Source organism: Halomonas sp. GT (assembly GCF_002082565.1).
Taxonomy (GTDB): domain Bacteria; phylum Pseudomonadota; class Gammaproteobacteria; order Pseudomonadales; family Halomonadaceae; genus Vreelandella.
The window spans coordinates 422,974-436,485 of the sequence record NZ_CP020562.1; the positions used below are offsets into that span (position 1 = coordinate 422,974).

At 55.0% G+C, this 13,512-nt stretch carries 10 protein-coding genes; 7 read left to right on the top strand and 3 right to left on the bottom strand.

Features of this window, described 5'->3' with window-relative positions; translation table 11 throughout:
* Window positions 1-233 precede the first annotated feature (233 nt).
* The 4 genes from B6A39_RS02020 (at window position 234) to B6A39_RS02035 (ending at window position 4,758) form a co-directional block, all read left to right on the top strand.
* Complete coding sequence (locus tag B6A39_RS02020; protein ID WP_083000834.1) at window positions 234-1,376, top strand: ABC transporter ATP-binding protein; 1,143 nt, start codon at window positions 234-236, stop codon at window positions 1,374-1,376.
* Window positions 1,348-2,559, top strand: a complete 1,212-nt coding sequence (locus B6A39_RS02025) for an extracellular solute-binding protein (protein ID WP_232318742.1) — start codon at window positions 1,348-1,350, stop codon at window positions 2,557-2,559. Before B6A39_RS02020 ends, B6A39_RS02025 begins: the two co-directional genes overlap by 29 nt.
* A 90-nt stretch (window positions 2,560-2,649) precedes the next feature.
* Entirely contained in the window at window positions 2,650-3,903 is a 1,254-nt protein-coding gene (locus B6A39_RS02030; protein WP_232318743.1) for an ABC transporter permease, read from the top strand.
* Window positions 3,904-3,906: 3 nt separating this feature from the next.
* Complete coding sequence (locus B6A39_RS02035; RefSeq protein ID WP_083000838.1) at window positions 3,907-4,758, top strand: ABC transporter permease; 852 nt, start codon at window positions 3,907-3,909, stop codon at window positions 4,756-4,758.
* 40 nt (window positions 4,759-4,798) lie between these two features.
* On the opposite strand, the gene B6A39_RS02040 is transcribed toward B6A39_RS02035, so the two are convergent.
* The 3 genes from B6A39_RS02040 to B6A39_RS02050 form a co-directional block, all read right to left on the bottom strand.
* Entirely contained in the window at window positions 4,799-6,850 is a 2,052-nt protein-coding gene (locus B6A39_RS02040) for an NADH:flavin oxidoreductase (protein WP_083000840.1), read from the bottom strand.
* A gap of 132 nt (window positions 6,851-6,982) precedes the next feature.
* The gene (locus B6A39_RS02045; protein WP_083000843.1) at window positions 6,983-7,609 is read right to left on the bottom strand and encodes a TetR/AcrR family transcriptional regulator; all 627 of its coding nucleotides are present in this window, start codon (window positions 7,607-7,609) and stop codon (window positions 6,983-6,985) included.
* Between the two features lie 179 nt (window positions 7,610-7,788).
* On the bottom strand, window positions 7,789-9,075 hold the full coding sequence (locus tag B6A39_RS02050; RefSeq protein ID WP_083000844.1) for an aromatic ring-hydroxylating oxygenase subunit alpha: 1,287 nt from the start codon (window positions 9,073-9,075) through the stop codon (window positions 7,789-7,791).
* A gap of 363 nt (window positions 9,076-9,438) precedes the next feature.
* Between B6A39_RS02050 and B6A39_RS02055 the strand changes: the two genes are divergently transcribed.
* The 3 genes from B6A39_RS02055 (at window position 9,439) to B6A39_RS02065 (ending at window position 13,494) form a co-directional block, all read left to right on the top strand.
* Complete coding sequence (locus B6A39_RS02055; RefSeq protein WP_083000846.1) at window positions 9,439-10,545, top strand: hybrid-cluster NAD(P)-dependent oxidoreductase; 1,107 nt, start codon at window positions 9,439-9,441, stop codon at window positions 10,543-10,545.
* 337 nt (window positions 10,546-10,882) lie between these two features.
* Window positions 10,883-12,196: a serine hydroxymethyltransferase gene (gene glyA, locus B6A39_RS02060; protein ID WP_083000849.1), complete on the top strand. Its 1,314-nt coding sequence runs from the start codon at window positions 10,883-10,885 to the stop codon at window positions 12,194-12,196.
* A gap of 47 nt (window positions 12,197-12,243) precedes the next feature.
* A complete protein-coding gene (locus tag B6A39_RS02065; protein WP_083000851.1) occupies window positions 12,244-13,494 on the top strand; it encodes a sarcosine oxidase subunit beta family protein in 1,251 nt (416 codons plus the stop codon).
* Window positions 13,495-13,512: the final 18 nt, after the last annotated feature.

Here is a 13,512-nt window from a genome sequence, read left to right on the forward strand (position 1 = left end):
CGTTGCTATGCCTCAACGCCCCTCCCGTAGTTGACGTTACTATGTCTATGATAGGTTGATATTCAACGCTAATTGTCCCCGCGAAAATTGTAATGCGCTACACGCTCGCCTTATTGTCGTTAACAAGTATTACGAAAAAAATATAAATCAATAGGGGGCCTGGGGATGTGTGGAGGCGTGTGTTGAATCGTGCACTTACCTTGGCGCAATGGGACTATTACCGGGGAATGTGCATGAATGAGACCCTTGCAGATGCTGGGGGCACGACGAAGGCAACGGCGGAAGCGCCGTCGAGTTTTGCCCGCTTCGTCAATGTCCAAAAGAGCTATGACGGTGTTGAACTGGTCGTCAAGGACTTCAATCTTGATATCCGCAAGGGCGAATTCGTCACCCTGCTGGGCCCTTCAGGCTCTGGAAAAACCACCTGTCTGATGATGATGGCAGGCTTCGAAACCCCCACCCACGGTGAGATTTTGCTGAACGACGAGCCAATTAGTGGCTTGCCGCCGCATAAGCGTGGCATTGGCATGGTCTTCCAGAACTATGCGTTATTCCCGCACATGACGGTGGCCGAGAATCTTGCTTTTCCGCTTGAGGTTCGTCATCTCAGCAAGGCGGAGATCAAGGAGAAAGTGGCTAAAGCACTGGCCATGGTACGCCTGGAAGAGTTTGGTGATCGCCGCCCGGCGCAGCTCTCTGGCGGTCAGCAGCAACGGGTGGCATTGGCCCGCGCGCTGGTCTTTGAGCCTGATCTGGTGCTGATGGACGAACCTCTGGGCGCGCTGGACAAGAATCTTCGCGAAGAGATGCAGTACGAGATCAAGCGCATTCACGCCCGTCTTGGGGTAACCATGATTTACGTCACCCACGACCAGACCGAAGCACTGACCATGTCTGACCGCATTGCAGTCTTCAACGATGGCATTGTGCAGCAGTTAGCCTCTCCGGACGAACTCTACGAACGGCCGGAAAATGCCTTTGTGGCGTATTTCATCGGCGAGAACAACCGGTTGGTGGGTGACGTTATCGAGCACCTCGGTAGTGACTGTAAGGTGCGCCTGGATAGCGGCGACATGGTGATTGCCAAAACGGTAGCGGCGGGCGACGTAGGCTCGCGTACGACGCTATCACTGAGACCCGAGCGGGTCAGCATCCTGCCGGATGATGCCGACGGCGCGCAGTTCGACAACCAGTTCACTGCCACGGTGCAGGAGGTTATCTACCTTGGTGACCATCTACGCACGCGGGTGTCGGTGTGCGGTAACGAGGACTTTATTTTGAAAACGCCCAATGCCCAAGGGTGTGGGGTGATGCGCCCCGGCCAGCAAATTCAGGTTGGTTGGTCGAGTGCCGATTGCCGCGCGCTGGATGCATGAGCCGGACGGCAGTCAAGTGCGCCGTTTCTCGGTATCCGATGGTGCCGGCGGCGATGACAACAGCAAACGGAGAATCTCTATGAAAATCAGCAATCGCGTTGTTAAGACAAGTATCGCTGCCGTGGGGATGTCGGCACTTGCCGTGGCGGTTAGCGCCCATGCTCAGCAGACGCTGAATATTGTTTCCTGGGGTGGTGCTTACAGCATGAGCCAGCACGAGGCTTACGATAAGCCGTGGATAGAGAAGACTGGTGACAAGATCGTCAATATCGATCGCAGCGGTAACGCTTTGGCCGGACTGCGTGCTCAATCCCAGGCTGGCAACGTGACCTGGGACTTGGTCGACATGCTGCCCGCCGATGCCATGATCGCTTGTGATGAAGGGCTTATCGAGCCTCTCGACCACGATGAATTGCTGGCCGACGCCCCGGATGGCACGCCGCCAAGTGAGGACTTCGTCGAGGGGGCCTTAGGTGACTGCTTTGTGGCATCCATCGTCTATTCCAATATCGTCGCCTTCAATAGCGAGATGTTCCCAGAGGACGCCCAGCCCAGCACCATCGAGGATGTCTTCGACCTGGAAAACTATCCCGGCAAGCGGGCTTTGCTGCGCAAGCCGATTAACAATATGGAATGGGCCTTGATCGCCGATGGTGTCGAGCGTGATGAGGTCTACGCCATGCTTGAGACCGAAGAAGGCGTGCAGCGTGCCTTCGACAAGTTGGATACCATCAAGGATGAAGTCATCTGGTGGGAAGAGGGTGCCCAGCCGCCTCAACTGTTGGCCGATCAGGAAGTCGCCTTTGCCTCCGCCTACAATGGCCGGATCTTCAACGCCATGGTCACTGAAGACCAACCCTTCGAGATCATTTGGGATGCGCAGGTGTTCGAACTGGATGGCTGGGTTGTACCCACCGGCAAGCTCGACAAGGTGAAGGATTATCTCCATTTCGCCACTGATACCCAGCGACTCGCCGATCAGGCTCAATACATTTCCTATGGGCCGGCACGTCTTTCTTCCTCTGAGCTAGTTTCCACCCATGCCGAAACCGGTATCGATATGACGCCGCACATGCCAACTCACGAGCCGAACTTCGCAACGGCGCTACAAAAAGACGATCTGTTTTGGGCTGACTACAACGATGAGCTGACCCAGCGCTTCAACGCCTGGTTATCCCAGTAAGGCGCTGCCGCCGTCCGCCAACAGTCGGGCGGCGGCATGCCGATAGCCGATCGTTGCTGATCGCTTCTTTCGCCTGACGGAGAGATCTACGTGACCCAACCGCCTGCAGCTCCTCTGACAACGGCCGATGGCGTGCCGCTCAAGGTTAGCCTGCGCCGCACCGTGCGACGCTCGAAAATCAAGGCGCTGTTGCTGGTTGCGCCACTACTGGCATTCTTGTTTATCGCCTTTTTGATGCCCTTGTTCGAAATGCTGTGGCGCAGTGTCGATAACCCTGAAGTATCTACCCATCTATCACGGACCGTGTCAGCACTGGAAGGCTGGAATGGGGAGTCATTACCCGATGAAGCCGCCTTTGCCGCCTTGGCTGAGGACCTCCGCGTAGGCCAGCAGGAACGCAACCTAGGGCTGTTGTCCAGCCGACTGAATTATGAAAAGTCGGGCATGCGTTCGACCATTAGCCGCACGGCGCGCCGCGTCGGTACCTTGGAGCCGCCCTATCGCGAGTCACTCATCGAGGTGAATGATACCTGGGGAGAACTCGATACCTGGAAGCTGATCCAGCGCGAGGCGTCGCCCTACACCATTTCGTATTATCTGGCGGCAATCGACCGTCAATTGAGCCCGGACGGCGAGATCGCCAAAGTGCCGGAACATATGCAGATACACGCCACCTTGTTTTGGCGAACGCTATGGATGAGCGCTGTCATCACGGGCCTGACGCTAGTGCTCGGTTTTCCGGTGGCCTTTCTGCTGGCGAATCTGCCGACGCGTCACTCCAACCTGCTCATGATTTTGGTATTGCTGCCGTTCTGGACCTCGCTGCTGGTGCGCACCACCACCTGGATTGCCATCCTGCAATCACAGGGGGTGCTCAATGACGTGATGGTGGCCCTCGGCGTGATCGCCGATGAGGCTAGGTGGCAGATGATCCACAACAAGATGGGCACGATCATCGCCATGACGCATATTCTGCTGCCTTTCATGATTCTACCGCTTTACTCGGTGATGAAGACCATTCCACCCAGCTATATGCGAGCCGCCCGCTCGTTGGGGGGTAAGCCGTTTCTCAGTTTCCGTCGGGTCTATTTTCCGCTGACGATCCCAGGCATCGCCGCTGGTGGCATCTTGGTATTCATACTGTCGATTGGCTACTACATCACACCGGCGTTGGTGGGTGGGCAGTCGGGTCGCTTCATCACTAATTACATCGCCTACCACATGCAGACATCGCTCAACTGGGGACTGGCGGCTGCGATTGCCTCCATCCTACTGTTCGTGGTGATTATCTGTTATTTGGTATTCAATCGTCTGATCGGTGTCGACAAGGTCAAGCTGGGGTAAACCATGGCCATTCCTTCCTACGCCACCCGTGGCGAGCGCATCTGGCATTACATCTTTCTGGCTATCTGCGGCCTCGTGTTCCTATTTTTGATCGGACCGCTATTGGTGATCATACCGTTGTCATTCAATGCGCAGCCCTACTTCACCTTCAGCAAGGAAATGCTGACCTTCGACCCAGCCGGTTACTCATTGCGCTGGTATCAAGACTTCTTCACTTCCAGTGCATGGCTCAACGCTATCAAGAACAGCTTTATCATCGGTATCGCCTCCACGCTGCTGGCCACAGTGCTAGGGACGGTGGCCGCGCTGGGATTGTCGAGTCGGCACATGCCAGCGCGTGGCGCGATCATGGCGCTGTTAATCTCGCCGATGATCGTGCCGTTGATCATCTCTGCGGCGGCGATGTTCTTCTTCTTCTCCAAGGTCAATCTCGCCCAGACCTACGTGGGCGTAATCCTGGCCCATACGGCGCTTGGCATTCCCTTCGTGGTCATCACCGTGACCGCTACGCTATCGAGCTTCGATACCACACTGATCCGCGCGGCGCATAGTCTTGGGGCTAATCCGACACGGACCTTCTTTAAGGTGGTGCTACCACTGGTAACACCGGGGGTGGTATCAGGAGCGTTGTTTGCTTTCATTACGTCCTTCGACGAGGTGGTGGTGGTGCTGTTCATTGCCGGGCCCGAGCAACGTACCATGCCGATTCAGATGTGGTCGGGCATTCGCGAGCAGATCAGCCCAACGATCCTCGCTGTGGCGACCCTGCTGGTACTGCTCTCGATGCTGCTGCTTACCACGCTTGAGCTGCTACGCCGTCGCAGTGAGCGTCTGCGGGGGCTCTCTCCCGACTAAGCCCAAGCAGCGTTTTTATCGCGCCGGTTTGATGCGAAAACTAAAGGTCTTTGACCAACCTAAGCGCATCGTAGATGGCCGCGTGAGTATTGCGGGACTCGACGGCATCACCGATACGGAACAGTTGGAAGTTGCCATCCGGATTGCGCGTTATGCACTGGGGGGCGCCCACGATTAGGTCATCGTAATTCACCTCGCCGCGGTTGCTGGAGTGCGGCTTTAGCTCAAAATAGAGTTCGGCCATCGGTGTAATGCCGTAGTTGACCACCACTTGGTCGATGCGTCGTTCATGATCCATGTCCTGCTGACCGTGAACAACATAATCGCTGGTGATTTCAGCGAGCAGTTGGTTGCCGTCGCGCTGCACAGATTTCAACCGGTAAGTCGGTGTGAATATGACGTTGGCGCGCTGTAGGGAACGCATGTAGGGCACCAGGTTCATGGCCATGATCTCCGCGGAGAAGGTGCGGTCCGGCGTCATAATCTCAAGCTCTGCTCCCGTGGCGGCGATGATCTCTGCCGCCTGCAGAGCGGAATGGTCGCCTGCATCGTCGAACAGTAATACCCGCTTGCCCGGCGGCACGTGCCCGGAAAGAATGTCCCAGGTGTTGATCACTAAGTCGTGGCCGACGTTGGGTTGGTCTTCCAGGGGATAGCCGCCGGTGGCCACGATCACCACGTCAGGTTTTTCGGCGAGCACGTCCTCGGCCTCGGCCCAGACGTTGTAGCGGATCTCGACACCGAGTGCCTGGCAGCGTGCCAAGCGCCAATCGATGATGCCTAGCATCTCGCGACGTCGCTCACTCTGCGCCGTGAGACGTATCTGCCCTCCAGCATCGCTGGCGGCTTCTAATACCACCACCGAATGGCCACGCTCGCCGGCAACACGAGCGGCTTCTAATCCTGCTGGACCTGCGCCGATAATGACGACTCGTCGTTGCTGTGCTGCCTTAGGAATGGTGTGGGGCATGCTGGTTTCACGCCCGGTGGCAGCGTTATGGATGCAGTAGGCGGCACCGCCTTGATAGATGCGGTCAAGGCAGTAGTTGGCGCCAACGCAGGGACGGATCTCTTCCTCTCGCCCCTCTACGATCTTGCGCACGATGTGCGGGTCGGCCATGTGGGCGCGGGTCATGCCGATTATGTCGACCTTGCCGGAGGCGATGGCATAACGGGCAGTGGCGACATCCTGGATCTTGGCGCCATGAAAGGTAGGGAAATCGGTCTCACGACGTATTTCTCCGGCAAAATCCAGGTGCGGGGCGCTGGGCATGCCTTGTATGGGAATCACGTCGGTGAGCCCCGCGTCGGTGTCGATGTGGCCGCGAATCACGTTGAGGAAGTCGACCAGGCCGCTACTCTTTAAGCGTCGTGAGATCTCCAGCCCATCACTGGATGTCAGTCCACCCAATAGCATTTCGTCGCCGGTATAGCGAACGCCGACGATGAACGCCTCGCCAACTCGCTGTCGAATGGCGCGTAGCACGTCAAAGGTGAAACGCAGTCGGTTATCGAGATCCCCACCATAAGGTTCCTCTAAGGTATTGGTCAGTGGCGACCAAAACTGATCCATCAGGTGGCCGTAGGCCTGCAGCTCGATGCCATCGAGACCGGCAGCGTGCATGCGTTCGGCAGCATCGGCGTAGTCACGGATCAAACGTTCGATATCCCAATCCTCTACCTGCTTGGGAAAGGCGCGGTGGGACGCCTCGCGGCGATGCGAAGGCGACACCGCTGGCAACCAGTCACCCTTGTCCCAACGGGTACGTCGGCCCAAATGAGTCAGTTGAATCATCACCGCGGTACCGTGCTCGTGGCAGGCATCGGTCAGCTCACGCATCCAAGGTACGACTTCATCCTTATAGGCGAGAATATTGTTGAACACCGGCGGGCTGTCTTTTGCTACCGCCGCGGATCCAGCCGTCATGGTCAGGCCAAGACCCGCCTTGGCCCGCTCGACGTGGTAGGCACGGTAGAGTGCTTTGGGCATCCCATCCTCAGGATAAGCGGGCTCATGAGCTGTCATCATAAGTCTGTTTTTTAGAGTCAGGTGTTTGAGCTGGAAGGGCTGCAACAGCGGATCGTTAGCCATGGATAGCACTCTATTTTGTTGTGTATTTAACAAAGTTAGGTGCCGATGTTCATGCCTGTCAATTTAATGTTCATTGGTGTACGTTGGTGGGGCGGTAACTGACATAAACCCGTCGCTTATCGCATCGGCCTGCTACTCTTCTACATACCCATGGCGGGCATGGAAGCGTTGCAGTTCCCTTGCATCAGGAGATTGGCCGGTGAATATTTCGACATAGGCGGGGATGCGCTGCATACGCACTTTGATCGGTTCCTGCGTCTTCATCGAGATATAGCCGATCTGGGTTAGGTAGATCGTGCGGCCACGAACGTTGGCCGCCAGTGAATCATAACCATAGCGCTGGAACATGCGTGTCAGGGCTTCGATACGTGTGGCATCGGCAGCCTCGATTTCACTCACCACCGGCGCCGACTGTAGTGCCCAGCTGCGCATGGCGAATTCTAGCGGGGAGTCGAATAAGTTAGGATCTAACCAGCAGTCGAAGACATTAAGCATCGCCTCGACGATATTCTCGGCATAAGCTTCAGTCTGATGCACCAGTCCCTGGGTGTTCTTTTCACGCCAGCGTGCGATCAGTGCTTCCAGCAGTGACTCACGGTCCTTAAAGAACCAGTAGAAACTGGTCCGAGAAAGCTTTAGGCGCTTGGCCAGGGGCAGAATGCGCACGCTATCGATGCCCGATTCCAGTAGCGTCTCAAACGCTGCATCAAGCCAGACGTCTTGGGAGCCCTTGGTGGCGGACGTATTGGGGGAGGGCATGGGGCTAACCTTTAGAAATGTTGCGATATAGTGTACACATGTGTCTTTTATGTGTACATGTGGTTAGCGCTCTCGGCTGAGTCCTGGTGAAGGTGACGATCAATGGCTCTATACGCGCAGCTAAACAAGTCTGGCCCGCATAAGCGGGCCAGATAGATGGGGAATCACTCTGAAAAACGTCAGCCTTGCGCTAGCTGTAGCGTGGGAGCCTCGTGGCCTAGATTCTCAAGCATACGGGCAGCGTACCAATTGACAAAGTCGATAACACCAAACTCATAGGTTTCAGAATAAGGCCCAGGCTGATAAGCCTTTGAGTTGATGCCGCGCTGGTTCTCTTCAGCGAGCTGGCGATCCTGGTCGTTGGTGGCATCCCATACTCGGCGAAGCTGTTCGGGGTCGTAGTCGACGCCTTCCACGGCATCCTTGTGTACAAGCCACTTGGTCGTTACCACGGTTTGCTGCGGACCGATTGGCAACACGCGAAATACCACTGCGTGATCGCCCATGAAATGGTTCCATGAGTTGGGCAGGTGAAGGATACGCAGTGAGCCCATGTCGGGGCTTGATAAACGCCCCATCAGTTTCTTGCTGCCGGGCTTACCATCCATTGTCATGGAGACAATGCCATCCAGCAGTGGCGTACGCGTCAGGCGGTTGCGTTTACCAAACCGCTTTAACTGGTAGGGCACCTGTTCGGCATCCCAATCTGCTTGTTTACGTGCCACTAGCGCTTTATAAGCGGGTGTTGCGCGGGGGTCGTCGGTATCATCAAACTCCTGCAACGAATTAAGCAGTTCAGGGTGCGCGCCGTTACAGTGGTAGCACTCGCGGTTGTTTTCGATGACCAGCTTCCAGTTGGCTTGCTCGACAATGCTGGATTCGGTGGCAACCTTGACGTTGTCCATCTGGTACGGCTCGAGATAATGCTCAAGCGTTGTCAGAAAATCGTCAATTGCAGGTGGTTCATCGCTCAGGTTGATAAAGATGAAGCCGCCAGCTGTTTGGACGTTGACTGGCTTGAGGCCAAACTGGTTGAGGTCGAAGTCAGTGCCCATGTCGCTACCGGCAAACAGCAAGCGGCCATCAAGCTCGTAAGTCCACTGATGATACGGGCAGACGAGTTTTGCTACCTTGCCCTTATCTTTTACGCACAGACGCGAACCGCGATGGCGGCACACATTATGAAACGCATGAATAACGCCTTCACTACCGCGCACAATAACGATGGGGTTGTCGCCAATATCCAAGGTGATGAAGTTACCCTTGGTGGGGATCTCGCATGTCATACCTGCGAACAACCACTCTTTTTCGAAAATCTCCTGCATATCAAGAGCAAACAGGCGGGCATCGTTATAAAACGGTTGCGGAAGTGAAAAGGTGCGTGCCCTTTCCTGCAGCATTTGGGCCGTTGACTCACGAGCCGCAGCCAGTGGGTCGTCCATCATATTAGAAACACTTTTTTCCATACCAGTATCCTCGTAAACCTCCGCTTTCCCCTCAAGGGCTGCGTGGCGGCCGTTAGTCAAGATTGCTTATCTTGTTGTTCTGTTGCGTAACCTGGCGTTGTAGTCGAATGGGGCCTGATGACAGTGTCTGATTGTGTTGCAGGCACATCCTTGTCAATTATCTGCCCGCGACATCAGGTGGCGTAGCGGCGACTAAAGAAGAGGTTTCTAAGCAATAAAAAGTGGCACGAGGTAAGTGCGCGTCGTTGTCAGGTAAGTCAGTTAATAAGAGCGTCCCCAAAATGCACATCAACGGTGCTGGGCTGTATAGCGAATACGGTTCGGTGATGTATAGCGATGAAGGCTGGTCAGGCAGAGGCGATAATGACAACTAATTTCTTTAACCCGGTCACGACCCAAACCTGGACTAACGGCCGCCATCAGGTACGTTGCGTTAAGGTGATCCAAGAAACCCAAGATGTACGCACGTTCTGTTTTATGGCTGAGCAGCCTGTACTGTTTTTCTTCAAGCCTGGTCAGTTTGTGACCCTTGAGCTTGAGATCGATAATCAGCCAATCATGCGCTCCTATACAATTTCAAGCTCACCTTCTATTCCTTACAGCTTTTCGATCACTGTTAAGCAGGTGCCGGGAGGTAAGGTGTCCAATTGGCTGCATGCCAATTTAAAGGTGGGCGATGAGCTGGTGGTGCATGGGCCGGTCGGTAACTTTAACTCGATCGACTTTCCCGCCGAGAAAGTGTTGTTCCTCTCTGGCGGTGTTGGCATTACCCCCTTAATGTCCATGACACGTTGGCTTTTTGATACTAACGCCGCTGTTGATGTCGAATTTATACATAGTGCTCGAGCTCCTCGCGATGTCATTTATCATCGTGAATTGGTGCATATGTTTTCGCGTATCCCCGAATTCAAACTGCATATTATCTGTGAGAGTAAAGAAGATATTGGAGAGGCGTGGGCTGGTTATCGGGGTTATCTCACCGAGCCGTTATTCGAATTAATGGTGCCGGACTTTATGGAGAGGGAGATCTTCTGTTGCGGCCCAACTCCCTATATGAACGCCATCAAGCGTATTTTGCAGCACCATAACTTTGATATGAGCCATTATCACGAAGAGTCGTTTGGCGCCACGCCTATCGACGTTCGTGATGATGTGCGTGAGCTGGCCGAGCAAGCAGAAGTCGATGCTGAAAATATTGATAGCAATGACTTGCACAGCATTGAGTTTGCATCAACCGGCAAAAGTGTGCGCATTCAGCCTAGCGAAACGGTGCATGCAGCCGCGGCGAAGTTGGGTCTGCATATCCCCAAAGCATGTGGTATGGGGATATGCGGTACTTGCCGCGTAGAGCTCAAGTCGGGAGAGGTGGATATGGAGCATAACGGGGGCATTACGGATGAGGATGTCGCAGAGGGCTACATTCTATCTTGTTGTAGTCGTCCTAAAGGGGATCTCGTCGTTGATTTTTAGCACAGTCATTTTTTAATACTTCAGTAAAGCGCCCTTTATGGCTTTTGCCGTTTAGGGCGCTTTTTTATGAGTCATCATCAAGGGGCTATTTGCGAAGCCTGGCTAATTGATGTCGATGTCGCAAATACATCGAGTGGTGACGTCAACAAGTATCTTGGGCTAGGAAACCAACGATAGTATCGCGGTAAGAAAACGTTGATAGAAACTCTGGTTAATAGAAACTCTGTTTGATAGAGACTCTGGTTAATAAAGACCCCGGTTGATAGGAACCTTGGTTTATCAGCGTTAAAGAGAATGCCCAGCACTTAATAAAAAAGTCACTCATCAGGAGGCGATAATGCTTCAAAATAATTTTTCCCCAAAAGCACGTTTGGCCAGTTACGACAGTTTGCTTGCAGAAGCAATTGCTGAAGAAACAGTACGCCAAGAAGCGCATATTGAGCTGATCGCCTCCGAAAATTACACCAGTCAACTTGTCATGGAAGCGCAAGGCACTCAGCTGACCAACAAGTATGCGGAAGGCTATCCAGGCCGTCGCTACTACGGCGGCTGTGAGTTCGTCGACAAGGTTGAAGCCTTAGCCATTGAGCGCGCTTGCAACTTATTTAGTGCCAATTATGCCAATGTGCAGCCGCATTCCGGTGCCCAGGCAAATGCCGCTGTGTTTATGGCGCTGGTTAAACCTGGCGATACGATTCTAGGTATGAGCCTTGCCCACGGCGGCCATTTAACCCACGGCGCCGCTCCTAACTTCTCGGGCAAACATTACAACGCTGTTCAGTACGGCCTCACGCCGGAAACCGGTGAGATCGATTACGAAGAAGTTGAGCGTTTGGCCCGTGAGCATCAGCCGAAAATGATCATTGCCGGTTTCTCTGCCTACTCTCGCGTGGTGGATTGGCGTCGTTTCCGCACTATCGCTGATGAAGTGGGTGCTTACTTAATGGTCGACATGGCCCACGTTGCAGGTTTGGTGGCAGCTAACCTTTATCCGAGCCCGCTGCCTCATGCCCACGTCGTCACCACGACTACCCACAAAACGCTGCGTGGCCCCCGCGGTGGCCTGATTCTGTCTGCGGATGGCGACGAGGCGCTCTACAAAAAGCTTAATGGTGCGGTCTTCCCAGGCCAGCAAGGTGGCCCATTGATGCATGTCATCGCAGCGAAAGCGGTGGCGTTCAAGGAAGCCATGAGCCAGGAGTTTGTGCGTTACCAGCAGCAGGTGATTGACAACGCCCAAGCCATGGCCAGCGTATTCATGGAGCGCGGCTATGATGTCGTGTCGGGTGGTACCGATGATCATCTTTTCTTGGTCTCGCTTATCCAGCAGGGCGTCACGGGTAAGGATGCGGATGCCGCATTGGGCCGTGCGCATATCACCGTTAATAAGAATACGGTGCCCAACGACCCCCAGAGCCCATTCGTGACATCGGGTCTACGTATTGGTACCCCCGCGGTTACCACGCGTGGCTTCAATGCCCAAGAGTGTGGCGAACTAGCTGGCTGGATTTGCGACATCCTAGACGTATTAGCTGCTGGGAGTGATACCGCTGCCATCGAGGCCGAGGTGCTGGCTAAAGTGAGTGACGTGTGTGCCCGGCACCCTGTCTATGCTGAAGCTGTCGCTGAAGCCGTCGAATCTATTGCTTGAATCGGCTTGCCGGCAAGGCCCGGCGCGGCTGAACTAAGGAGACCATTATGCAACGCTATTCCGGCTTCGGCCTGGTCAAGCACGCGCTGAGCCACCATGAAAACTGGGAGCGTCAATGGCGCAATCCCACGCCTAAGAAGCAGTACGATGTGATCATCGTCGGTGGTGGTGGCCACGGTTTGGCCACGGCTTACTACTTGGCCAAAGAGTTCGGTGTCAAGAATGTCGCGGTGATCGAGAAGGGCTGGTTGGGCGGTGGTAATACCGCCCGTAATACGACCATCGTGCGTTCGAACTACTTATGGGACGAGTCGGCTGCCCTTTACGAACATGCCATGAAGCTGTGGGAAGGGCTTTCTCAAGACCTTAACTACAACGTCATGTTCTCCCAGCGAGGGGTGCTCAACCTGGGACATACCCTGCAAGATATGCGCGATATCCAGCGCCGGGTTAATGCGAATCGCCTAAACGGCATTGACGGCGAAGTGCTGGACACCAAGGGTGTGCAGGCACTGGTGCCAATCATGGACTGCTCCAAGAACGCTCGCTACCCAGTGATGGGCGCTTCCTGGCAGCCGCGTGCTGGGGTAGCGCGGCATGATGCTGTGGCCTGGGGCTATGCGCGCGGTGCTGATGCTCACGGGGTGGACATTCTCCAGCAGACCGAAGTTACCGGCTTCAAAATCCGTGACGGTAGGATCTACGGTGTGCACACCAACCGTGGCGATATCGAGGCCAAGACAGTGGGCTGTGTGACCGCCGGTAATTCTGGCGTGTTGGCCAACATGGGCGGCTTTCAGTTGCCCCTGGAGTCCCACCCGCTACAAGCCCTGGTCTCCGAGCCGATCAAACCGATTCTCGATACCGTGGTGATGTCTAATCACGTGCATGGCTATATCAGTCAGTCTGATAAAGGCGACCTAGTCATCGGTGCTGGCATTGACGGCTATAACGGCTATGGCCAGCGCGGTAGTTATCCTACCGTGGAACACACCCTTCAGGCGATCGTCGAGATGTTCCCGATCTTCTCTCGGGTGCGTATGAACCGTCAGTGGGGCGGTATTGTCGATACCTGTCCGGATGCCTGTCCGATTATCTCTAAAACACCGGTGAAGGGGTTGTTCTTCAACTGTGGTTGGGGCACGGGTGGCTTCAAGGCTACCCCAGGATCGGGTCACGTGTTCGCCGCCAGCTTGGCTAAGGGTGAGATGCACCCCATCGCTGAGCCGTTCTCCATGTTCCGCTTCCATAGCGGTGCGCTGATTGATGAGCACGGCGCTGCCGGCGTGGCCCACTAGGGTAAATACGAGAGGAGT